Origin of the sequence: Schnuerera sp. xch1 (assembly GCF_019931165.1) — a bacterium.
In the GTDB taxonomy this organism is placed as follows: domain Bacteria; phylum Bacillota; class Clostridia; order Tissierellales; family Tepidimicrobiaceae; genus JAIOUP01.
In genome coordinates, this window is the sequence record NZ_JAIOUP010000001.1 from 40999 (window position 1) to 65576 (window position 24578).

The 24578-nt window shown below is 30.8% G+C and carries 24 protein-coding genes and 2 other annotated features (1 of these 26 running past the window's edge); all 24 genes read left to right on the forward strand.

The annotated features are described in order from the left end of the window. Window position 1: 1 nt before the first annotated feature. The 24 genes from ftsW to asnS all read left to right on the forward strand — a co-directional run bounded on the left by ftsW (window position 2) and on the right by asnS (window position 24428). Window positions 2–1117 (forward strand): putative lipid II flippase FtsW, encoded by a 1116-nt coding sequence (gene ftsW / locus K8M07_RS00225; RefSeq protein WP_223375779.1) that lies wholly within the window; start codon window positions 2–4, stop codon window positions 1115–1117. 4 nt (window positions 1118–1121) lie between these two features. After that, on the forward strand, window positions 1122–2228 hold the full coding sequence (gene murG / locus K8M07_RS00230; protein ID WP_223375780.1) for an undecaprenyldiphospho-muramoylpentapeptide beta-N-acetylglucosaminyltransferase: 1107 nt from the start codon (window positions 1122–1124) through the stop codon (window positions 2226–2228). 72 nt (window positions 2229–2300) lie between these two features. After that, window positions 2301–3554: a UDP-N-acetylglucosamine 1-carboxyvinyltransferase gene (gene murA / locus K8M07_RS00235; RefSeq protein ID WP_223375781.1), complete on the forward strand. Its 1254-nt coding sequence runs from the start codon at window positions 2301–2303 to the stop codon at window positions 3552–3554. A gap of 54 nt (window positions 3555–3608) precedes the next feature. Continuing rightward, the gene (locus K8M07_RS00240; RefSeq protein WP_223375782.1) at window positions 3609–4361 is read left to right on the forward strand and encodes a cell division protein FtsQ/DivIB; all 753 of its coding nucleotides are present in this window, start codon (window positions 3609–3611) and stop codon (window positions 4359–4361) included. Between the two features lie 23 nt (window positions 4362–4384). Next, entirely contained in the window at window positions 4385–5116 is a 732-nt protein-coding gene (locus K8M07_RS00245) for a DUF881 domain-containing protein (RefSeq protein ID WP_223375783.1), read from the forward strand. A 14-nt stretch (window positions 5117–5130) separates the two neighbouring features. Continuing rightward, window positions 5131–5859: a DUF881 domain-containing protein gene (locus K8M07_RS00250; protein WP_223375784.1), complete on the forward strand. Its 729-nt coding sequence runs from the start codon at window positions 5131–5133 to the stop codon at window positions 5857–5859. 1 nt (window position 5860) lies between these two features. Further along, window positions 5861–6208: a small basic family protein gene (locus tag K8M07_RS00255; RefSeq protein WP_223375785.1), complete on the forward strand. Its 348-nt coding sequence runs from the start codon at window positions 5861–5863 to the stop codon at window positions 6206–6208. Window positions 6209–6318: 110 nt separating this feature from the next. Then, on the forward strand, window positions 6319–7389 hold the full coding sequence (gene ftsZ / locus K8M07_RS00260; RefSeq protein ID WP_223375786.1) for a cell division protein FtsZ: 1071 nt from the start codon (window positions 6319–6321) through the stop codon (window positions 7387–7389). A 166-nt stretch (window positions 7390–7555) separates the two neighbouring features. After that, a complete protein-coding gene (gene spoIIGA, locus K8M07_RS00265) occupies window positions 7556–8449 on the forward strand; it encodes a sigma-E processing peptidase SpoIIGA (protein ID WP_223375787.1) in 894 nt (297 codons plus the stop codon). Window positions 8450–8460: 11 nt separating this feature from the next. Continuing rightward, window positions 8461–9174 carry an RNA polymerase sporulation sigma factor SigE gene (gene sigE / locus K8M07_RS00270; protein ID WP_223375788.1) on the forward strand — a complete coding sequence of 238 codons (714 nt, stop codon included), beginning with the start codon at window positions 8461–8463 and terminating at the stop codon, window positions 9172–9174. Window positions 9175–9345: 171 nt separating this feature from the next. Then, window positions 9346–10119, forward strand: coding sequence for an RNA polymerase sporulation sigma factor SigG (gene sigG, locus K8M07_RS00275; RefSeq protein WP_223375789.1), 774 nt, complete (start codon window positions 9346–9348; stop codon window positions 10117–10119). A 91-nt stretch (window positions 10120–10210) separates the two neighbouring features. Then, window positions 10211–10477 (forward strand): YlmC/YmxH family sporulation protein, encoded by a 267-nt coding sequence (locus tag K8M07_RS00280; protein ID WP_223375790.1) that lies wholly within the window; start codon window positions 10211–10213, stop codon window positions 10475–10477. A gap of 43 nt (window positions 10478–10520) precedes the next feature. Further along, window positions 10521–10976 (forward strand): transcriptional regulator NrdR, encoded by a 456-nt coding sequence (gene nrdR / locus K8M07_RS00285; protein WP_223375791.1) that lies wholly within the window; start codon window positions 10521–10523, stop codon window positions 10974–10976. Between the two features lie 21 nt (window positions 10977–10997). Continuing rightward, window positions 10998–11738: a peptidoglycan editing factor PgeF gene (gene pgeF / locus K8M07_RS00290; protein WP_223375792.1), complete on the forward strand. Its 741-nt coding sequence runs from the start codon at window positions 10998–11000 to the stop codon at window positions 11736–11738. 34 nt (window positions 11739–11772) lie between these two features. Next, window positions 11773–13221, forward strand: coding sequence for a sigma-54 interaction domain-containing protein (locus K8M07_RS00295; protein WP_223375793.1), 1449 nt, complete (start codon window positions 11773–11775; stop codon window positions 13219–13221). A gap of 178 nt (window positions 13222–13399) precedes the next feature. Next, window positions 13400–14449, forward strand: coding sequence for a 2,4-diaminopentanoate dehydrogenase (gene ord, locus K8M07_RS00300; RefSeq protein WP_223375794.1), 1050 nt, complete (start codon window positions 13400–13402; stop codon window positions 14447–14449). Window positions 14450–14497: 48 nt separating this feature from the next. Continuing rightward, window positions 14498–14803: a 2-amino-4-oxopentanoate thiolase subunit OrtA gene (ortA, locus tag K8M07_RS00305; protein ID WP_223375795.1), complete on the forward strand. Its 306-nt coding sequence runs from the start codon at window positions 14498–14500 to the stop codon at window positions 14801–14803. A 1-nt stretch (window position 14804) separates the two neighbouring features. After that, window positions 14805–16223 carry a 2-amino-4-oxopentanoate thiolase subunit OrtB gene (gene ortB, locus K8M07_RS00310; RefSeq protein WP_223375796.1) on the forward strand — a complete coding sequence of 473 codons (1419 nt, stop codon included), beginning with the start codon at window positions 14805–14807 and terminating at the stop codon, window positions 16221–16223. 11 nt (window positions 16224–16234) lie between these two features. After that, window positions 16235–16600, forward strand: a complete 366-nt coding sequence (locus K8M07_RS00315) for an ornithine aminomutase subunit alpha (protein WP_223375797.1) — start codon at window positions 16235–16237, stop codon at window positions 16598–16600. Next, the gene (oraE, locus tag K8M07_RS00320; RefSeq protein WP_223375798.1) at window positions 16600–18816 is read left to right on the forward strand and encodes a D-ornithine 4,5-aminomutase subunit OraE; all 2217 of its coding nucleotides are present in this window, start codon (window positions 16600–16602) and stop codon (window positions 18814–18816) included. The genes K8M07_RS00315 and oraE overlap by 1 nt, the downstream gene beginning before the upstream one ends. Next, window positions 18806–20161 carry a GlmL-related ornithine degradation protein gene (locus tag K8M07_RS00325; protein WP_223375799.1) on the forward strand — a complete coding sequence of 452 codons (1356 nt, stop codon included), beginning with the start codon at window positions 18806–18808 and terminating at the stop codon, window positions 20159–20161. The genes oraE and K8M07_RS00325 overlap by 11 nt, the downstream gene beginning before the upstream one ends. 84 nt (window positions 20162–20245) lie before the next feature. Further along, window positions 20246–21310: an ornithine racemase Orr gene (orr, locus tag K8M07_RS00330; protein WP_223375800.1), complete on the forward strand. Its 1065-nt coding sequence runs from the start codon at window positions 20246–20248 to the stop codon at window positions 21308–21310. Window positions 21311–21413: 103 nt separating this feature from the next. Continuing rightward, the gene (locus tag K8M07_RS00335; protein WP_223375801.1) at window positions 21414–22739 is read left to right on the forward strand and encodes a replication-associated recombination protein A; all 1326 of its coding nucleotides are present in this window, start codon (window positions 21414–21416) and stop codon (window positions 22737–22739) included. 24 nt (window positions 22740–22763) lie between these two features. Next, window positions 22764–22990: a binding site (T-box leader), on the forward strand. Window positions 22991–23039: 49 nt separating this feature from the next. After that, window positions 23040–24428 carry an asparagine--tRNA ligase gene (gene asnS, locus K8M07_RS00340; RefSeq protein ID WP_223375802.1) on the forward strand — a complete coding sequence of 463 codons (1389 nt, stop codon included), beginning with the start codon at window positions 23040–23042 and terminating at the stop codon, window positions 24426–24428. An 85-nt stretch (window positions 24429–24513) separates the two neighbouring features. Next, window positions 24514–24578 (forward strand) — a binding site (T-box leader); it runs 146 nt beyond the window's last position.

The window sequence follows — 24578 nt, forward strand, 5'->3', positions numbered from 1 at the left end:
AATGGCCAAAAATGTGAAAAAAAGAGCTTGTGATTTCACTTTGCTTTTAGCGACTTTGCTCCTTGTATTTATTGGTGTAATAATGGTCTTTAGTTCCTCTTGGCCTGAAGCCATAAGGATGAATGATGGGTATTATTTTTTAAAAAAGCAAATAGTTGCAGTCGGAATAGGATTTGTTGCAATGATTTTTTTTATGAATTTTGATTATAGATTAATAAAAAAATTTTCTAGTGTTATATTTATAATATCTTTAATTGTTGGACTTCTAATATTTACGCCATTAGGAATTGAATTAAAAGGAGCAAGAAGATGGATCAATTTAGGTGTTATAACTTTTATGCCTTCAGATGTAATAAAGATAGGATCAATAATTTTTATGGCAGCGTTTCTATCTAAAAGAAAAAATGCTATAAAGAGCTTAAAAAATGGAACTATACCAACTTTAATAATTATTGGTGTTTCTTGTGGTATGATATATTTACAGAAGGATCTAGGTACAACAATTACTTTAGCAATGACCTTGATGAGTATATTTTTTGTAGCAGGAATGAAGCTTACACATTTTGCTGTAATGATAGCTGGTGGAATTATCGGACTAGTATTGGCTATTATTGATAAAGATAATGCATATAGAATGAGAAGATTTACTGCTTTTTTAGATCCCTTTGCTGACAAGTCAGATGCTGGATGGCAAGCAGTTCAATCATTATATGCTTTAGGATCCGGAGGATTATTTGGAACTGGACTAGGGAAAAGTAGACAAAAATTTTTTTATATTCCTGAACCATATAATGACTTCATATTTTCAATTATTGGTGAGGAGCTAGGTTTTTTAGGGGCAGTGAGTATAATTTTATTATTTCTTGTACTTATATGGAGAGGCATTAGAATAGCACTAAATGTGGATGATTTATTTGGATGTTTACTTGCTACAGGTATAGTAGCATTGATTACGGTACAAACGTTAATCCATATTGCAGTAGTAACTTCATCAATACCAACAACAGGAATTCCTCTTCCTCTAGTTAGTTATGGTGGAACATCATTGGTCATTTATATGTCATCTATAGGAATTTTATTGAATATATCAAGACACGTTAAAACTGATAGGAGTTGAAAATATGAAATATTTAATAACAGGAGGAGGAACAGGCGGACATATCTATCCTGCTTTAGCTATAGCATGGGAAATAAAAAATAGACATAGTGATGCTACTATCTTATATGTAGGGACTAAAAAAGGGCTAGAAAGTGAACTAGTTCCAAAGGAAGGATTTGATTTTAAAACCATAAGAGTTAAAGGAATGCCTAGAAAGATTAATAAGGAGTCTCTTATAGCAGTTAAGGAGTTAGTCTTGGGACTTATAGATTCAAATAAGATTATAAATAATTTTAAACCGGATGTGGTGATAGGAACTGGAGGATATGTTTGTGGCCCAGTTGTATATGTAGCAAGTAAGAAGAACATCCCCACATTAATTCATGAGCAAAATGCTTTCCCTGGTATAACTAATAAAATTCTTTCTCGATATGTCGATAAGGTTCTTATTACGTTTAATAAATCAAAAAAATATTTTAAGCATAAGGATAAAGTAATAGCTACAGGTAATCCTGTACGTAAAAGTATATTAGATGTTGACAAAAAGAAAGCATATTCTGATTTAAGTATAAGTTCTAGTATACCATTTATAGTTTCTTTTGGAGGGAGTGGTGGTCAAAAAAAATTAAATGATGCAATGTCCTATGTAATTGAAAAGAATATTACGAACAACAATATACAAATTATTCATGTTACTGGTAAAAGATTTTATGACGAATTTATGAAAAGACTAGAAGTAAAGAAAATTTCTGTTAGTCAAAATATTAGAGTTGTTCCATACTTATACGATATGCCTAAAGTGTTAAACATTGCAGACTTAGTTATAACCAGTGCAGGAGCAATTACATTAGCAGAGATTTCTGCTATTGGAGTACCAAGCATATTAATTCCTAAAGGATATACTGCTGAAAACCATCAGGAATATAATGCCAGAGCATTTGAAGAGAAAGGCGCAAGCTATTTGGTATTAGAGAAGGATTTAAGCGGTAAAGTTCTATATGAAATAATAAATAGAACTATAGTTGATAAAAATAAATTAATTGAAATGGCTGAGAAGGCTAAAATGTTAGGTAATACTAATTCAGTAGAAAAAATTGTAGATATCATTGATGAGACAATAAGCAATTAAATTGTCACACTTCCAAAGAATATGCATAATATAGTGATATATGTTTGTATAGGCATATTTGGAGGTGCGATAATGGGCAAAATAATTGTTGAGGGTGGAAATAAATTAGTTGGTGAAATCAATATATCTGGTGCCAAAAATGCAGTTTTACCAATTTTAGCTGCTACAGTTATAGGAGGTAAGCAGAGTACAATTTTTAATGTTCCTAATCTAAAAGATGTTGATGTTATGGAGAAAATATTAATATCTATTGGATGTAATATAAAGAGAATTGACAAGATGATGTGGATTGATTCAAAGCCTTTAGATAGCATTAGAATTCCAGAAGAATTGGTTAGAGAAATGAGATCTTCAATAATATTAATGGGAGCGATGTTATCTAGAATTGGAGAAGTCATAGTGAGTTATCCAGGCGGATGTGAAATAGGACCTAGACCAATTGATATGCATCTTAAAGCACTAAGAGAATTGGGTGCGGAAATTGAAGAGTCTCATGGGTATATACATGCTAAAACTAAAGGTTTAATAGGATGTGAAATCCAGCTTGATTATCCAAGTGTAGGGGCAACAGAAAATATCATGTTAGCTGCTACTAAAGCTAAAGGTACTACTGTTATTCGTAATGCAGCAAGGGAACCCGAAATTGTTGATTTGCAGAATTATTTAAATAAAGCTGGAGCAAGAATAAGTGGTGCTGGAACTAGTGTTATTATCATTGAAGGTGTGAGTAAATTTAATGATGTAACCTTTAATACAATGTCAGATAGGATTGTGGCAGGAACATATATGATAGCTTCTGCAATAACTGAGGGAGAGATAATTTTAAAAAATGTTATTATTGATCATTTACAAGCGATTATTGTAAAGCTAAGAGAAGCAGGTAGCTTAATATATACTGATAATAATTCTTTAAAGATAATAGGTCCTAAAAACATAAATTCTATCGACATGATTCAAACATTGCCTTATCCTGGCTTCCCTACAGATATGCAGGCCCCAATGATGGCATTATTGAGCATAGCAAATGGCACTAGTATTATTTCTGAAACTGTATTTGAAAATAGGTTTAAGCATGCTGAGGAGCTTATTAGGATGGGTGCAAACATTAAAATTTTTGGCAAAGTAGCAATAATAAAAGGAGTAAAGGAATTAACAGGAGCAAAAACAACCGCTAAGGATTTGAGAGGTGGAGCAAGTCTTATTTTAGCAGGGCTATCTGCTAAAGGGACCACTGAAGTAGAAAATGTATATCACATAGAAAGAGGATATGAAGATTTTCATATTGAATTAAAAAGATTAGGTGCAAATATTAAAAAGATTGGTTGATAGCAGCTTTTGCTGCTTTCATCAGATAGGACAAGCAGATAGGTGGGGTATTCTATGGAAAAAAGTAAGATATCTAAAAGAAAATTGAAAAAGAGAAGGAAAATTCTAAAATTTCTTCTATTTGTAATGATTATAATATCTATTTACTTATTTGCTTTTAAGACCGATTATTTTAATATAACTGATATCAAAGTTGTAGGTAATAAAAAAATGAGTTATGAACAAATTGTAAAAGCTTCTACTTGTATTAAAGGAGAAAATATATTTAAAATAAATGTGACACACAGTGAAGAAAGTTTAAAAATGTTACCATATATTAAGAATTGTAAAGTAAAGAGAAAATTACCAAATGAAATAATTATTGAAATTGAGGAGAGAAAAGATATAGCAATAATATCTTATTTAGGATCTTTCGCATATATAGATGAAAAGGGTTATATACTCTCAATAGAGGGAAAAAAAGGAAAAGTGTCGTTACCACAAATATTTGGATTGAAAGAAATAAATATAAGAGTTGGAAATAATATTTTTGATACATTAGAAATGAGTAATATTAAGGAATTCATAGTATACAGTGATCAATTAAATATTTTATCATCTATCAAATATATAAATCTTTCTAATTATAAAAATATAATGCTTGAATTAAATGATGGTATTAAGGTTGCCTTTGGACCCTTAGATAATGTAAAATATAAATTGAGATTTCTGTATAGAATTTTAGAGGACATTAATAAAAATGATATGCATGTAAAACAGATTTTATTTAATAAAGGCAATAGCCCAATAATTGTTCAGGATAATTAGGGATAATAGGTAGGTGTAATTATATGAAAAAGAAAAAAGGAAGATTAGCAATTACAATAGTATCTTTATTCTTAGGTATTATTTTAGCTATACAATTTAAAACTGTAAGTGAGACAATAGGTGAAGGAATTTTGCCTACTCAAAGATCTCAACAATTAGCTATAGATTTAAAAAAAGCACAAGATGAAAGAGATGCAGCTATCAAAGCATTGAATGAAGCAGAAAGTAAAATAAATCAGTATGAACAAGGAGAAGCAGATAATAGTGTATATGTTGAAAATTTATACAAAGATTTAGAAAAATATAGAGTTTTAGCAGGGTATGTTGATCTAGAGGGACCTGGTATAATTTTAGAAATTCAAGATCCTCCTGTTGATGTTCAATATGGAACAGAATATTACAGTATTGTAGATGATATAGACTTAATCCTACAGACAGTAAGTGTTTTGAATGCTGCACAAGCTGAAGCAATTTCAATTAATGATCAAAGATATACTGCTTTTACTGAAATTGTAAGAGCAGGAGATCATATTGAGGTAAATGGTGTTTCTATAAATTCTCCAATTGTTATTAAAGCTATCGGAGATCCAAAAACATTGGAATCGGCTTTATCTATTAAAAGAGGTATTGTATGGACATTAAGATATTATGATTATAATGTAAATCTAGCTAAGGATAATAAGGTTACGATACCTAAATACAGAAGGTTAATTGAATTTATATATTCACAACCAGCAGAAGAACAGGTCAATTAGAATATGGTGATATAATGAAGAGTGTAAAAAAAACTAATTTAGTAATTTTATGTTTATCTGTGTTACTTGGAATTGTTATTGCTGTTCAGTTAAAACAAAATGTACCAGATTTAACACCAGTTACGTTAAATGCAATTGAAATGACTAAATATGAAATAGAGGCTATAAATAAGGAAGTTGCAGAACTAAAGGTGATGATAAAAGATAAGGAAAAGCAAATTGAAATGTACAAAAGCATATCTAGTGGAGATAAAAATATAATAGATATTTTGAATAATGAATTAGAGAAAAATAGGATTACTGCAGGATTTGAAGAAGTACAGGGACCTGGTATAATAGTAAAAATGGAAGATAATATGGATGAAAATGCTTTTGGACAAGAACTTGATTTAGACTTAATACATGATGCAGATGTTTTGAGGATAATAAATGATCTAAGAGGGGCCGGAGCTGAGGCGATAAGTATTAATGGACAAAGAGTATTAGCAATATCTGAAATAAAATGTGGTGGACCAATAATTAGAATAAATAATAATAGTGTAGCTACGCCAATTCATATTACAGCAATTGGTGATCCAAAGTTATTAAATGCAGCTATATGTGCACCCAATACGTACGGCTATGCCTTGAAGACAATAGATCAGATAAATATAGAAACTAGTATGAAAGACAAAGTTGTTGTTCCGGCTTATATTGAAAGATTTGACTTTCAATATGCCAAACCAATAAAAGAAGGTGATTGATATGTTTTATGCTGCAATAGGAATATTAACAGGTATAGTAATAGGCCTCATATTACCATATACTTATGATGTTACTTATTCTTTATATATTTCTGTGGCTATATTAGCTTGTTTAGACTCCGTATTTGGAGGGGTAAGAGCTAACTTAGAAGATAAATTTAATTTAAATATTTTTATATCTGGATTTTTTGGCAATGCTATACTTGCTGCTATTTTAGCATATATTGGTGATAGACTTGGAGTTCCATTATATTATGCAGCAATTTTTACATTCGGTGGAAGGTTATTTGAAAATTTTGCAAGGATTAGACGTATTTTAATAAATAGAAAATTTAAAAGTAAGGAATGATTTATTTGTTAAAATAGTTTATATGATTAAATTTATTATTTAATTGATTTTAGAGTTAAAGTATTTAAGATGGATAAATTATTTATATTAATTGTTAAGGGGGTCAAGTTATGTTTGATTTTGATGTTGAAGTTGAAGAATTTGCAAAGATAAAAGTTGTTGGTGTAGGTGGTGGAGGAAACAATGCTGTAAATAGAATGATTGAATGTGAAGTTAGAGGAATTGATTTCGTCGCTGTTAATACTGACAGACAGGCTTTATATTCATCAAAAGCTGAACAAAAGCTACAGATTGGTGAAAAACTTACAAAAGGATTAGGGGCTGGTGCTAATCCGGAAATAGGAATGAAAGCAGCTGAAGAAAATAGAAATGAAATTACAGAAACTTTAAAAGGAGCAGATATGGTTTTTATTACTGCTGGAATGGGAGGAGGCACAGGAACTGGAGCAGCTCCAATAATTGCTGAAGTAGCAAAGGAATTAAACATACTCACCGTAGGAGTTGTAACTAAGCCTTTTACATTTGAAGGCAGGAAAAGGCAGATTCATGCAGAACAAGGTATTGAAGAATTAAAAAATAAGGTAGATACTTTAGTAACTATACCAAATGATAGGTTACTCCAAGTTGCTGAAAAGAAAACTACCATGGTACAAGCTTTTTCAATGGCAGATGAAGTGCTCAAACAAGGGATACAAGGAATTTCAGATTTGATTGCTGTTCCTAATTTAATCAATTTGGATTTTGCTGATGTAAAAACTATTATGTATAGTCAAGGGATAGCTCATATGGGAATTGGAATGGGCAGTGGTGAAAATCGAGCAGTAGAAGCTGCAAAACAAGCAATTAAGAGTCCATTATTAGAAACCTCTATAGATGGAGCAAAAGCTGTATTGTTAAATATTACAGGAGGAGAAGATTTAGGGTTATTTGAAGTTAATGAAGCTGCAGATTTAATCAGACAAGCAGTAGATGAAGATGCAAATATTATCTTCGGTGCTGGTATAGATGAATCAATGAAAGATGAAATAAGCATAACAGTTATTGCGACAGGGTTTGATAAAGAAAAAAGGAGTAAATTAGATGAATCTTTAGAATTTGATTTAGAGGAAAGCGCAGCTACTAGTCAATTTGATTTAGATGATTTAGATATTCCTCCTTTTTTGAGGAAGAAAAAGAAATAAAAATTATTAATATTAATGTCAAAAAACGTTTCTCGAAAATGAGATACGTTTTTTTTTATCTACTCATAATGACAAAATTTTAAGAATATATTTTATATAATAGACATAAACATTTTATTTAATGAATAAAGTTTTAGTATAAGAACTTATAAAGGGAGGTATGTGATTGTATGTATATGCTGAATATATATTGATGGAGAATATTATAATTAATTTTATTATATTATATGTTACTAAAACAATTACAAGAACTAAAACTAGTAAATTAAGGTTTTTTATTGCCTCGTTAATTGGATCGATATATACATTGGTAATATTTTTTCCATCGTTACAGTTTATGGGGAAACTTATTATAAAAATATCCATATCAGTTTTTATGATAATAGTAGCTTTCAATCCAGAAAAATTGAATAAATTCTTAAAGCAGGTTTCAACCTTTTATATGGTATCTTTTGTTTTCGCTGGAACAACAATAGGAATTTTTTATTTAGGTGAAAATTATATTACGGCAAGATTTTCATTTAATGATTTCCAAGAATTAGTTAAGTTTTTGGTTATTGGTATAGGATTAGCTATTATATTAATAAGATATATTCTCAAGTACCATCAAGTTAAGATGAGTAAGGATAACTTTTTAACTAATATAATTATCAGTTTAAATAATAAAAAAGTTAACTTGGTTGCATTAATAGATACAGGTAACTCTTTGAAGGAACCAATATCTCAGTTGCCAGTTATTATCGCAGAATACAATGCATTAAAGTCAATACTTCCTAAATCATTGCAAAAAATATATTCGAATAAAAAAGAGTTTGATTTAGATTTAATTGCTAAAGTAATGGATGATATAAGTGATGAGATAAAACTTAGGTTAATTCCATTTAAATCTTTGGGTAATGATAATGGAATTTTAATAGGCTTTAAACCGGATAGTATTAAGGTTAATTTAAAAGATGAAACTAGAAAATTAACAGAAGATATAATAGTTGCTATATACAACGATAAATTAGCTCAAGACGAGCACTATAATGGACTATTACATCCTGAAATATTAGGATAGGGGGAGAGAAATTGAAAGAAATACTTTTGAGAACTAAAATATTTTTCTATAAAATTTTAAGGAAATTAAGAATTTTAGATGGTGTTTATTATATTGGTAGTGGAGAAGTTCTTCCACCTCCGTTAAAACCAGAAGAGGAAAATTATTGCTTAAAAAGATTAAAGTATGACGATAGTATTAAAGGTATATTAATTGAAAGAAATCTGAGATTGGTAGTTTATATAGCAAGAAAGTTTGAAAACACTGGTATATGTATAGAAGACTTAATTTCAATTGGCACTATAGGTTTAATTAAAGCAGTAAATACATTTAATCCAGATAAAAATATAAAACTTGCTACTTATGCTTCTAAGTGTATAGAAAATGAAATTCTAATGTATCTAAGACGTAATAATAAATTAAAATCTGAAGTATCGTTAGACGAACCTTTAAATGTGGACTGGGATGGAAACGAATTATTGTTGTCAGATATTTTAGGAACTGATGGGGATATAATATTTAAATTATTGGAAGAAGAAGTAGATAGGGAATTACTTAATCAAGCGATAGATAAACTTTCAGGTAGAGAAAAGACAATAGTAGAATTACGATTTGGACTAAAGAATGGAAAGGAGAAAACTCAAAAAGAAGTAGCTGATATTCTAGGAATATCTCAGTCATATATCTCTAGATTAGAAAAAAGAATAATTAAAAGGTTAAAAAAGGAAATGGTTAAATTACTGTGATGATGGTATCTATCACAGTAATTTTTTTATAGATTATGATTTGATTTAACTTATGAATATTTACAGAAAATGGGTATTTTTAACAAACAAATATTGAATAAAAATTTGTGTGAAGGAAATAATTTAAAATGTATAAAAAGGGGTAATAAATGGCGAAAGGAATGAAAGAGGGTGAACACAAATAAAGTTGAAATTTGTGGAGTTAACACATCAAAATTACCAGTACTTACAAACGAAGAGATGCAAAAATTATTTGTAAAAATTAAAGCAGGAGATTTAAAAGCAAGAGAGAAATTTATTCAAGGAAATTTAAGATTAGTATTGAGTATTATTCAAAGGTTTAATAGAAGAGGAGAAAATGCAGACGATTTATTTCAGGTAGGATGTATAGGATTAATTAAAGCTATAGATAATTTTGATTTGAGTCAAAATGTAAGATTTTCTACTTATGCTGTACCTATGATCATAGGGGAAATTCGCAGATATCTTCGAGATAATAATTCTATAAGAGTTAGTAGATCTTTAAGGGATATAGCTTATAAAGCTTTACAAGCAAGAGATCAATTGGTGAACAAGAATTTAAAAGAACCAACTATATCTGAAATAGCTAGAGAATTAGATATGGCCAAAGAAGATATTGTCTTTGCATTGGATGCAATACAAGAACCAATATCTTTATTTGAGCCTATTTTTCATGATAGTGGAGATGCGATATATATAATGGATCAAGTTAAAGATGATAAATCAGAAGATGAAATATGGCTTAAAGGAATTGCAATAAGAGAAGCTATAAATAAACTTAACAAAAGAGAAAGACATATACTAAATTTAAGATTTTATGAAGGAAAAACACAGATGGAAGTAGCTGAAGAAATAGGCATTTCTCAGGCACAAGTTTCGAGACTTGAAAAAAATGCATTGAAACAAATGAGAAAGCTAATATGATGTTAATCATTACCTCACAGAAAGTAGGAATATTTTAGATATAAATCTAAATATATATATAATAATGAAGATAAAAGAAAGAGGTGGGGTAATGATTAATTTATCTGAAATTAAAGAAAAGGAAGTAATAAATGTTAAGGATGGTTCAAAAATAGGATTTATTTACGATTTTGAGATTGATTTGGAAAAGGGAAAAGTATTAGCTATAATAATTCCAGGACCAGGTAAAGTTTTAGGCATATTTGGTAAAAATAAGGACTTAGTTATAGAGTGGAAAAATATAATTCGAATAGGATATGATGCAGTATTGGTTGATATAGATATGGGACAAAACAAACCATTAGACAATTATAATTAGATATAATATAATTGAATTGGATACTTGTAATGGAGGTGCAAAAATGAATTGCCCATTTTGCAATCATAATGAGACAAAAGTAGTAGATTCACGACCAACTGATGAGGGACAAGCTATAAGACGTAGACGTGAATGTTTAAAATGTTTCAAAAGATTTACAACATATGAAAAAATAGAGGATATACCCTTAATTATTGTTAAGAAAGATGGAAATAGACAGTCATATGATAGAAATAAGATACTTAATGGAATACTAAAAGCTTGTGAAAAGAGACCTGTTTCTTTAAATGTAATTGAAGAAACAGTTGATGAAATTGAAAAAGAATTATACAATTCCATGGAAAAGGAAATAACTAGTCAGTATATAGGTGAAGCGGTAATGAATAAGCTTAAAGAGATAGATGAGGTATCATATGTTAGATTTGCTTCAGTTTATAGGCAGTTTAAAGATATAAATACATTTATGAAAGAGTTAAATAAGTTGTTAAATGAAGACTAAATACTTTGGTGGTGTGTATTTATGGAATTAATAGAACAATATAAAGACAATGCTTTGTTTTATCAATTTAAAGAATTTAATAATTATAATCATATTAAGCATCTATTTACTTCTCGAGTAGGCTGGACCAATGAAAATATAAAATATAGAATATCAGATATTTTTAATGTTCCCAAATCTAATATTGTAAGTGTAAAACAAGTTCATGGCACAGACATTAAAATAATTGATTCGAAAGTAAATAATTTTATAGAGTTTTCAAAGTTAGAGACAGATGGATTGATAACAAATTTAACGGATATAGTGTTAGCTACATACCATGCAGATTGTGTACCTATTTATTTCTTTGACAAAGTAGATAATATAGTTGGTATAGCACATGGGGGATGGAGAGGAACTTTTGATAATATAAGTGGAAAAATGATTGATACATTTAAAAGGAGATATAGCTCAAATAATAACAATATTCTAGTTGCGATTGGGCCATCTATTGGACCATGTTGTTATGAGGTAGGTGAAGATGTAATGAAACAGTTTACCAACAGATATGATAATTTTAGAGATATATTAGTTAGAAGAAATGGTAAAGTTTATCTGGATTTATGGAAGATAAATTATTTACAAGTTGTAGATAAAGGAATACCTAAAGATAATATTATATTGTCGAATACCTGTACTAGTTGTAAAGTCAATAAGTTTTATTCATATAGAAAGGAAAATGGCACAGACAATAGAATGATTGCTGCTATTTGTTTAAAATAGAATCATAATTTTGTATTAAGAAAAGGATGATTTTGTGGCAAAAGTCAATTTAAATGAGGTAATACTGCAAAATATTTTGCACTATACAGATATAGGAATTCATGTTATCAATAAAGATAAGAAGACCATAGTTTATAACGAAGCTATGGCTAGACTAGAAGGTTTAGATATAGAACATGTTTTAAATAGGGATTTATTAGAAGTGTTTCCTAGTTTAAATGAAGATACCTCAACTTTGATAAAGGTGTTGATGACCAAACAGCAAATAATAGATGAAACTCAAAGTTATATTAATTCTAAAGGGAAAAAGATTATTTCTATAAACTCAACAATACCGCTTTTTTTAAATGGTGAAGTAGTTGGAGCTTTAGAAATAGCTAAAGATATTACTAATCTTAAAAATTTATCAGATAAATTGGTAGATTTACAAAAAAACATAAAAATACTTAATAATAATGACAAGATTAGTAATAACAGAATTAATAAATATACTTTTAAAGATATAATAGGAAAAGATGAGAAAATAATTAATGCCATTCAAATTGCTCGTAGGGCAGCTAATTCTCCGTCATCTGTATTAATATATGGTGAGACAGGTACCGGGAAGGAATTATTTGCTCAAAGTATTCATTACAGCGGTAAAAGAAGTAATAAACATTTTATTGCACAAAATTGTGCTTCAATACCTGAATCATTATTAGAAGGTATACTTTTTGGAACTGAGAAAGGTGGATTTACTGGTGCTATAGCAAGAGAAGGAATTTTTGAGCAAGCTAATGGTGGTACATTGTTGTTGGATGAGATTAATTCAATGTCTTATGGATTACAAGCTAAGCTTCTAAGAGTGCTTCAAGAAGGTTATATACGTCGTATAGGCGGAATCAAAGATATACCAATAGATGTAAAGATAATTGCAACTACAAATGAGGAACCTACGAAGAGTATTGAAAATGGAACATTAAGAAAAGATTTATTTTTTAGATTAAATGTTATATATATAAAAATACCACCTTTAAGAGAAAGAAAGAAAGATATACTTGTTTTATCAAAATACTTAATCAATAAGTATAATAGAATATTAGGTAGGGATATTGCTGGAATAGATGATGATGTTTTGGAAGCATTTTATAATTATTCGTGGTACGGAAATGTTAGAGAACTTGAAAATTGCATTGAAGCTGCTATGAATTATGCACCAGGCAACAGAAGATTTTTACAGAAGGAAGATTTTATTTCAAGTTCAAACATATTTACAAATTCAAATATATTTGAAAATCCAATTATACAAGATAATGAAGGAGATTTAGATTTTAAAAGTAGAAATAAGTCTTTGCCACTTTACTTACAAAATATAGAGAAGAAAATCATTATGCGTTCTCTAGAAGAGAATAAATTTAATATTACGAAGGCTGCAAAAAAGTTAGGAATTAAACGTCAGACGTTACAACATAAAGTAAAAAAGTATTCACTAACAGCAAAATAATTTGCGTTATAACGCAAATTATTTTGCTGTTATCTTGTTATTTTTAAATTATTTTAAGAGAATATTAGAAAAACGTGAGAAAATAGATTGCTATTAACTCAAACAAGTTGGTAAAGAATTTGCATGTATTTATATATAAGTTTAAACTAATAAAGTTAAAGAATATGGAGGTGCTCATATGAGAAATGAAAATGTAAAGGTTATTTTATGGGGAATAGGAGCGATGGGTAAAGGAATGGCAGAAATGCTTCTTAATAAAAAAGGTGTAGAAATAGTAGGAGTTGTAGGAAGAGGAGCAAAACTAGGTAAAAGCATGTATGAGTTCTTAGATGTAGAAAGAGTAGATAGAAAAGACGTTATAATAGGATCTTATGATGAAATAATTACAGAAAAAGCAGCAGATGTTGTCCTGATTGCAACTGATTCTTTCATAAAGGGAACATTCGATAAGATTAAATACTGTTTAGAAAAGAAAATAAATGTGGTATCAACAGCTGAAGAGATGGCTTATCCTCAAGCACAAGAACCGGAACTTTCAAAAAAAATGGATGAAATTGCAAAAGAAAATGGAGTATCGGTTTTAGGAACTGGAATAAATCCAGGGTTGATTATGGACTTGTTAGTAATTACACTAACGGGAGCATGTATTGATGTAGATAGCATTGTTGCAAAAAGAGTAAATAATCTTTCTCCATTTGGACCAGCAGTTATGCATGAGCAAGGAGTAGGAATAACAGTAGAAGAATTTAATAGAAGAGTGAAAGAAAATGATTTAGCAGGTCATGTTGGTTTTCCTGAATCTATTAATATGATAACAGACGCTTTAGGATGGAAACTAAGTGACGAAATAGAATTGAGTAGGGAACCAATAGTATCTAATGTATATAGAAAAGCGCCTTTTGCAGAAGTTAAAGCTGGGGATGTTGCGGGTTGTAGTATGAAAGGTTATGGAAAAGTAGATGGCGAATTAAAAATTGAAATGATTCACCCACAACAAGTAGAACCACAATTAGAAGGAGGAAAAACAGGAGATTATATTACTATTAAAGGAACTCCAGATGTAAATATGTCAATAAATCCAGAAGTACCAGGTGGAATTGGAACAATAGCTATGTGTGTGAACATGATCCCTCATGTTATAAATGCTAGACCAGGATTAAAAACAATGATAGACCTGCCAGTACCAAGAGCAATAATGGGTGATATGAGAGAGTTAATTGAAGAATAATTAAATTGATATCAATAATAAAACTAACAAATAGAAAGGAAGATATATATGGATGCAAAAAAAGGCAATTGGGTAAGAATACACAGCATCGTTTTAGAAGCTGGGAAAAGAGCTCCTAGTGTGCCTGAAGATACTCAAAAAGCACCACTAGAGTTATGGAATAAAGGATTTTTGTTAAATGAATCAGCTAATATTGGTGAGGAAGTAGAAATTGAAACTTATATTGGAAGAAAAGTAAAAGGTACTTTGATAGAGGTAAATCCATACTATGATCACGATTTTGGTAAATGTATTCCTGAATTATTATATATAGGAAGACAGATTAGAAGTTTAATTGAAGAGGATGGTGAGTAATATGGGTAAAGATATGAGCTATGAAGCTGTAATGGGACGAAATTCTGAAATAATGAAAAAAGCTATTGGAATGGATTATAATGAGTTTGAAACAGATGGCATTGCTTTTGACTATGAAAGAATGATGAGAGAGACTGGATATAGTCTTCAAGAAATAGAAAAAATTCAAAATGAAACAGGCGTTGGACATACTCCAATATATGAACTACGTAATTTAACTAAGCTTGCAAGAAAATTTGCGCCAGAAGGTAAAGGAGCAAGAATATTTGTAAAAGATGAAGCTGCAAATCCTTCAGGTAGTTTTAAAGCTAGGAGAGCAGCTACTTCTTGTTATCATGCAAAAAAATTAGGATATAAAGGAGTAATAGCTGCAACAAGTGGAAATTATGGTGCTGCTGTTGCATCACAGGCTGCTATGAGAGGTTTAAAATGTATAGTAGTACAAGAGTGCTATGATTCTCAAGGCAAAGGACAACCAGAAATAATTGAGAAAGCAAGAAAATGTGAAGCTTATGGATCAGAAGTTGTTCAACTTACTGTCGGACCAGAGTTGTTTTATACTTTTTTAGTTTTATTAGAGGACACTGGATATTTTAATGCTTCTTTATATACTCCGTTTGCAATTGCAGGAATAGAAACATTAGGTTATGAACTTTCAATGCAATTTAGAGAAATGGAAGATAGAGATCCAGATGTAGTTGTAGTTACTAATGCAGGTGGTGGGAATCTAACAGGAACTGCTAGAGGACTTATTAAAGCTGGTGCTACAGAGACTGAAGTTATTGGTGCCAGCGTAGATCTTTCGGGATTGCATATGGCTAGTGACACTCAATTCAATAGAAAGTCATTCACAACGGGACATACTGGATTTGGAATTCCTTTTGCAACTTGGCCAGATAGATCAGATGTACCTAGATCAGCAGGTAGACCATTAAGATATATGGATAGATACGTTACCGTTAATCAGGGCTCCGTATTCTATATGACAGAAGCATTGGCACAATTAGAAGGCCTTGAAAGAGGACCTGCAGGTAGTACATCTTTAGCGGCAGCATTTAAAATTGCTCAAGAATTAGACCAAGATCAAATAGTAGTTGTACAGGAGACAGAATACACTGGTGCAGGAAAACATATAATGCCACAATTGACTTTTGCTAAGGAAAACGGTATTAAAATTTTGATAGGAGATCCGAAAAAAGAGGTTCCAGGAGAAAATATTATATTACCAAAAGACCCAAGCTATATATCGATACAGGATATAGACTTAAATAAGACAAAAAAATCATATATAAGAAATTGTATTAAGAATAATAGAGTAGATAAAATATCTGAAGAAGATTTGAAATTCTTAGTAGAAGATACTAAATCAAATAGGAAGTTTGTTAAAGAAGTATTAAATGAATTAAAAATAGATTATTAGGAGGAAGGAAGATGAAGAGAAAAGATGATTTCAATGAAAGAAGAAAGCATCTGGCCAATCTAAGTGAAGAGGAATTAGAGCGAAGATTCTGGGAATTGGCTGAAAAAATTGTTGATCCTTTAGTTGAATTAGCAGAAAAAAACACTTCTCCTTCTATAGAAAGATCGGTCTTGCTTAGAATGGGATTTTCAAGTTTAGAAGCAGCAGCAATTGTCAATGGAGCCATAGATAGAGGATTACTTGGAAAAGGAGCGGGTCATATAGTATATAGATTAGCTAAAGATAAAAATATGGATATAAGAGAAACAGGATTAAAGTTAGTAGATGGAGAATTGTGGGATGAAGTGTTATCCATATTTCAAGGAGGTGAGAGATAATGGATTTAAAACCAAATGAAAAACTAGATATTGAAAATATATTGAAGGATTTGGATAAATATAGACCCAGAAGAAGAGGTTGGACTTGGAGAAAAGGTACAAACGAGAACAGACAGATTGGACAATTTGAATATTACGATACCTCAGAGTCATTAGAAAATAGCCAACCTTTACCAGCAGCAAAATATTTTGGTAGCATTGATCCTCAGTCAAAGTCAGTTATAACTACAGAAATTGCATCAGGTAGATTTGAAGATGATATTAGACGTATGAGAATGGCCGCTTGGCATGGTGCAGATCATTTAATGGTAATTAGAACCGCTGGCCAAAGCCATTATGATGGATTAATAGAAGGTACTCCTCAAGGTATAGGTGGAATACCTATTACTAGAAAACAGGTAAGAGCACAAAGGAAAGCGTTAGATATAATTGAAGATGAAGTAGGAAGGCCAATTAATTATCACTCTTATGTATCAGGGGTAGCTGGACCGGAAATAGCAGTTATGTTTGCAGAAGAGGGTGTGAATGGTGCTCACCAAGATCCTCAATATAATGTATTATATAGAAATATAAATATGGTAAGATCTTTTGTAGACGCAGCTTGTGCTAAAAGAGTGATGAGCTGGGCAAATATTGCTCAGATAGATGGAGCACATAATGCTAATGCTACTGCCAGGGAAGCATGGAAAGTAATGCCTGAATTGATGGTACAACATGCTCTTAATGCTATATTTTCTGTAAAAGTTGGCATGAAAAAAGAAAATATATGTCTTTCTACAGTGCCACCGACCGCACCACCAGCACCAAGTATGAGACTGGATTTGCCTTATGCTGTTGCGCTAAGAGAGCTATTTACTGAATATAAGATGAGAGCTCAGATGAATACTAAATACATGGAATCATCAACAAGGGAAGCTACTGTTACTCATGTATTAAATTTACTTATTTCCCAATTAACACGCGCAGAGATCCAATCTACTATTACACCTGATGAAGGAAGAAATGTACCATGGCATATTTATAATGTTGAAGCTGTAGATACAGCGAAACAAGCTTTTGCAGGTATGGATGGATTGAATGAAATGGTAGAAATCAAGAGAAATGAAGGAGAATTAGCTGATAAGGTTAGAGAATTAAAGGAGAGAGCTGTTCTTTTCATGGAAGAGATACTAGAAGTTGGTGGATATTTTAATGCAGTAGAGCAAGGATTTTTTGTTGATTCTGGATACTATCCAGAGAGAAATGGTGATGGAATAGTAAGGAAAATAGAAGGTGGTGTAGGAGAAGGAACAGTTTATGAGAGAGAAGAAAGTTATATGGCTCCAGTAACTGCTCATTTTGGATACAATAATGTGGCTCAATATGATAAATCTGCTGTGCATAATCCTTCTAAATTGATTGGTGGTTCTACATTTGAAGATCCAGATAGAATTATATATATTGATGAATTAGACGAAAACGATAATGTTTATTTAAGATTAGAAGAAACAAAAGAATTAAGAAATACATCAAAGATCAAGCCAGAGATGGAATGGCTAGGAGATGGCATTATATTAACAACTTTTTTCTTGCCTGTTGAGGAGAGAACTGCTGAATTTGCTGCATTAGAAATTGGCAAGAAGTTAGGATTAGAGGATTGTGAAGTAATTCATAAAGAGATAATGCAAGAAGCTGAAGGAACTAGGATAGAATTAAAGGGTAGAGTAAACTTCGCAATAGACATTGATGAACTAACTATCCCACCAAAACCTGAAATATTGACTGAAGATGAAATTAGAGCTGATATTGATAAAAATCCAATGAAAATTGTAGCAGGTACAGTTGGAGAAGATGAACATTCAGTTGGATTAAGAGAAATTATTGACATAAAGCATGGAGGTATTGAGAAATATGGAATAGAGCCTAATTATCTAGGAACATCAGTTCCGCTAGAGAAGTTGGTAGATGCTGCTATTGAAATCAATGCAGATGCTATTCTTGCTTCAACTATAATCAGTCACGATGATATTCATTATAAAAACATGAAAAAATTAAATGATCTATGCATTGAGAAAGGGATTAGAGATAACATAATTCTTATAGCTGGTGGAACTCAAGTTTCTAATGAATTAGCAGTTAAAAATGGTATGGATGTAGGATTTGGAAGAGGCTCTAATGGTGATCAAGTAGCCACATTCTTAGTAAAGAGAAGAAGAGAGATAAAAAATGAAAATTAATATATTAGTTGCTGAAATTGGTAGTACAACTACTGTAGTAAATGCCTTTGATTTAAATCCCTGTACAAGGTTTTTAGGACAAGGGCAAGCTCCTACTTCTGTATATCAAGGGGATGTAAATATTGGTCTTAAAGATGCTATTGATGATCTTACTAATAATTTAAATACAGATGAAATTGAGTATGATGAGCTTATAGCTACTAGCAGTGCTGCAGGTGGCCTAAGAATGACTGTGCATGGACTTGTATATGATATGACTGTCAAAGCTGCTAAAGAAGCAGCATTGGGAGCAGGTGCTAATATAAAAAATATAACATCAGGTAAATTAAGAGATTCTGATGTAAAAAGGATTAAAGAAATTAACCCTAATATTATACTTATCGCTGGTGGAGTGGATTATGGAGAGAGAGATACTGCTTTATATAATGCGGAATTAATTGCCCAGTTAGATTTAAGTATACCAGTTATATATGCTGGAAACGTGGAAAATCACAATGAAGTTAAAGAATTGTTCAAAGATAAAAAGTCAGAACTATATATAGTTGAAAATGTATATCCTAAAATAGATGAGTTAAATATTGAACCAACTAGGAAAATAATACAACATGTATTTGAGAAACATATAATTCATGCTCCAGGTATGAAAAAAGTTCGACATATGGTAACTGGTCCTATAATGCCAACTCCAGGCGCTGTTATGGAAGCAACAAAGCTGTTATATGAGGATATGGGCGATTTAGTTACATTAGACGTTGGGGGAGCAACTACAGATGTTCATTCTGTAACTGAGGGTAGTGAAGAAATATCTAGAATTTTAATAAATCCTGAACCTTTAGCCAAGAGAACGGTAGAAGGTGATTTAGGCGTATATGTAAATATGAAAAATATTGTTAATTTAATAGGACAAGATGAGCTAGCAAAAAAATTAGATATTTCTTTAGAAGAATTAGATGATATAATGAAGAATCATAAACCAATACCCAAAACACAACTAGATATTGCATTTACGGAAAAGTTGACAGTCCATGCAGTTATTGCTGCAGTGAAAAGACATGCAGGACATTTAAGACATCTGTATGGACCAGGGGGTAAAAAAACTTTAGCAGAAGGTAAAGATTTGACTAAAGCTAAATATATAGTTGGAACTGGAGGAGCACTAACTAGATTACCAAATAGAATAGATATTATGAAAGAAATTGTCTTAAGTGGTAAAGAGAATGAACTAATTCCGAGTAAAGAAGCTAAAATTCTTGTAGATAATGACTATATAATGGCTTCTCTTGGAGTGATGTCAAAACAGTATCCAGATGAAGCTTTAAGATTATTGAAGAATAGTCTTGAATAACAATTAAAATAAGAATAAATATGGACGTCTGTTGGACGTCCATAACAATATTATTAAGTATATGTCAAAGAAAGAAGGTTAGCCATGAAATATCCTAAAGTTAGAGTTGACTTAAAGAAATTAGAACATAATGTGAAAGAACTAGTTGACTTATGCGGGAAAAATGGAATAAAAGTTGCAGGAGTTACAAAAGTTTTTTGTGGAAACCCTGAGATTGCGAAAGCTTATATAAGAGGGGGAATAAGTTACCTAGCCGATTCAAGAATAGAGAACTTGATTAAATTAAAAGATTTTAAATTACCGAAAATATTATTGAGATTACCTATGATAAGTGAAGTAGAAAATGTAGTAAAATATGCAGATATATCACTTAATTCTGAATTAGATACTATGATTGCATTGGCTAAAGAAGCTAATAAAAGAGGTAAACTTCATAAGGTTATATTGATGATTGACTTAGGTGATTTAAGAGAAGGATATTTTAATGAAAAAGATATTTATAAAGCAGTAGAAGAGATTTTGGAATTAAAAACAATAGAACTAATTGGGATAGGAACCAATTTAACATGTTATGGTGGAGTAATTCCAAGTGAAGATAACCTAGGGAGACTAGTTAATATAACTAGGACCATAGAAGAAAGATATAATATAGATTTACAGATTATATCTGGAGGAAATTCTAGCAGCCTACATCTCTTGTTAAATGATAAAAAAATAGAAGATATTAATATGTTAAGATTAGGAGAATCTTTAGTACTAGGTTTTGAAACAGCTTATGGTAATAGAATACAAAATACTTATGATGATGCTTTTCAATTATCAGTCGAGGTAATTGAGATAAAAGAGAAGCCTTCTCTACCAGTAGGTGAAATTGGGAAAGATGCTTTTGGAAAAGTACCTAATTTTATTGACAAAGGTATTAGAAAGAGAATAATTTGTGCTATAGGAAAACAAGATATTGAACTTGATGGTATAATTCCAGTAGATGAGGGTATTACAATATTAGGTGGTAGCAGTGACCATATAATACTAGATGGCACTGATAGTAAAATTAACTACAAAATTGGTGATAAGTTGAAATTTAAACTAACCTATTCAGGAATTCTAAGAGTTATGACATCTGAATATGTTAAAAAAGATATTACGTAGAGGAGACTTTTGGTCTCCTATTTTACTATGCTAATTGACTACATATATTATTTATTATATTATAATGTATAATGGCAATTCAATTAACGAATAGGTGAAAATAATGGATTTATTTACTTTAAACATGGAAAATCAATTAAAAGAAGAAGCTCCTTTGGCAGATAGGATGAGACCAAGAACAATAAGTGAATTTGTTGGGCAGTCTCATATATTAGCTGATGGAAAATTCTTAAATAGAGCTATAAAAGCAGATAGAATTAATTCTATGATATTATACGGGCCACCAGGAACTGGAAAGACAACTTTAGCTATGATAATAGCTAACTCGACTAATAGAAATTTTGAAAAGCTATCAGCAGTAACTTCAGGAGTAAAGGATATAAGAGAAGTAATCAATAAGGCTGAAGAAAATTTAAAACTTTATAATAAAAGAACTATTCTTTTTATAGACGAAATTCATAGATTTAACAAGTCCCAACAGGATGCATTGCTTCCTTTTGTGGAAAGAGGGATTATTATATTAATTGGAGCGACCACAGAAAATCCATACTTTGAAGTAAATAAAGCTTTATTATCCAGAATGATGGTAATACCTTTATATTCTCTTTCAAGAGATGGTATATTAAAATTGATTAAAAAGGCTTTAGAAGATAAAAGTAGAGGTTTAGGAAAATATAAAGTCAATATAAGTAAGGAAGCTATTGATTATTTGATAACAATATCCAATGGAGACGGAAGAGTGGCGTTAAACTCATTAGAGATAGCTGTGTTATCGACGCCTAAGGACGATGAAAGTATAATTAACATAGATTTGGACACAATAAAAGAATCCATACTGGTGAAAGCTGCAAAATATGATAAAGGTGGAGATGAACATTACGATACTATTTCCGCTTTTATAAAAAGTATGAGAGGTTCAGACCCAAATGCTACACTATATTGGTTAGCGAAGATGATAAATGCAGGTGAAGATCCTAAGTTTATTGCTAGAAGAATAATAATTTGTGCTTCAGAGGATGTGGGTAATGCTGATCCTCAGGCTTTAAATATTGCTGTATCAGCTTTCAATGCTGTCAATGTAATAGGTATGCCCGAAGGTAGAATAATATTAGCACAAGCAGCTACTTATATTGCCTGTGCACCAAAGAGTAATGCAGCTTATGTTGGCATAAATAAGGCCTTGGATGATATTAAAAATAAAGCTATTGGCAAAGTACCTACTCATTTAAAAGATGCTTCATATAAAGGAGCGGCAAATTTAGGATATGGAAAAGGATATAGGTATCCTCATGATTATGAAAATGCATATATAAAACAACTATATTTACCTTACGAATTTAAAGATGTTAAGTATTATGAACCAACAGAAAATGGATATGAAAAAAGAATAAAAGAACATCTATATAAATTATTTGACAAAAGGGATTGAACTAATTATAATATTATAAAGCTCATATGAACAGTGATAGGAAGAGTAGATATAAGATGTAGTCTAAGGGAGTCGGGAACAGTGGGAACCTGATACGAAACTTATATTGAAGAACATCCTTGAGTTTCTAACCGAAATTTTTAAAAAGTAGGCTTAGACGGAATCATACCGTTATATATGAAATACATAAAATGTGTAATTAAGTGGCTATTTTAGCAATTAGGGTGGTACCGCGATCTTTCGTCCCTTGGGGATGAAGGATTTTTTATTTTTGTAATCAATAAGAGAGGAGTGTTATATATGAAAGTAATAATAAAAGAGATTTTTAAAAACCCAGACCAATTTTTAAATAAAGAAATTATAGTTCAAGGATGGATTAGAACATTAAGATCATCAAAAAAGTTAGGTTTTATAGAGGTTAATGATGGTACTTTCTTTACCAATTTACAAATAGTTTTTGATGAGAGGTTAGAAAACTTTAAAGAAGTCGAGAAATTTTCTATCAGCAGTGCAATTGAAGTAAGAGGAAAATTAGTGGAAACTAATGGAGCAAAGCAACCTTTTGAGATTCATGCAGAAGAAATTAAATTGGAAGCTAATTCTAATAAGGATTATCCTTTACAGAAAAAAAGACACACCTTTGAATATTTAAGGAGTATTGCACATTTAAGGCCAAGGAGCAATACTTTTAATGCAGTGTTTAGAGTTAGATCTTTAATTGCTTATGCTATCCATAAATTCTTTCAAGAAAGGGATTTTATTTATGTTCATACTCCAATTATAACTGGCAGTGATGCTGAAGGTGCAGGAGAGATGTTTAATGTTACAACTCTTGATTTTACAAATGTACCTTTGACTGATGAAAATAAAATAGATTATTCTAAAGATTTTTTTGGAAAGGAAACTAATTTAACAGTAAGTGGACAACTAGAAGCAGAAGCGTTTGCTTTAGCTTTTAAAAATGTCTATACTTTTGGTCCTACATTTAGGGCAGAAAACTCCAATACCCCAAGACATGCAGCAGAATTTTGGATGATAGAACCAGAGATAGCTTTTGCTGATTTAACTGATGATAGAAACCTCGCGGAGGATATGATGAAATATATTATTAAATATGTAATGGAAAATGCAGAAGAGGAGATGAAATTTTTCAATTCTTTTATAGATAAAAGTCTAATAAAGAGATTAGAAAACATCGTGAATTCAGATTTTGGTTGTATCACGTATACAGAAGCAGTTGATATTCTCAAGAAGTCAAAAGAAAAGTTTGAATATCCTGTAGAATGGGGTATAGATTTACAAACTGAACATGAAAGATATATCTCCGAAAAGGTATTTAAAAAGCCTGTATTTGTAGTAGATTACCCTAAAGATATTAAAGCATTTTATATGCGTTTAAATAATGATGAGAAAACTGTAGCGGCTATGGATCTACTTGTTCCAGGGGTTGGTGAGATAATAGGAGGGAGTCAGAGGGAAGAAAGATTGGATATTTTGGAAAGAAGGATTGAAGAAATGGGAATGGATAAAAAAGATTACTGGTGGTACTTGGAATTAAGAAAATATGGTGGAACGAAACATGCAGGTTTCGGATTAGGCTTTGAAAGAGCAATAATGTATTTAACAGGTATGAATAATATTAGAGACATAATCCCTTTCCCAAGAACAGTAAAATCTGCAGAATTTTAATGAAAGTTAGGATAAAATTTAGTAGTTAATCCATTAATTCCTTGATTTAATTTGTTATATCTGCTATAATACATGATAAAATTAGATAAAAACTATGATAGAAAGTAGTAAGCTTGAAGATTAATTTTAGAGAGCTGTTGGATGGTGGAA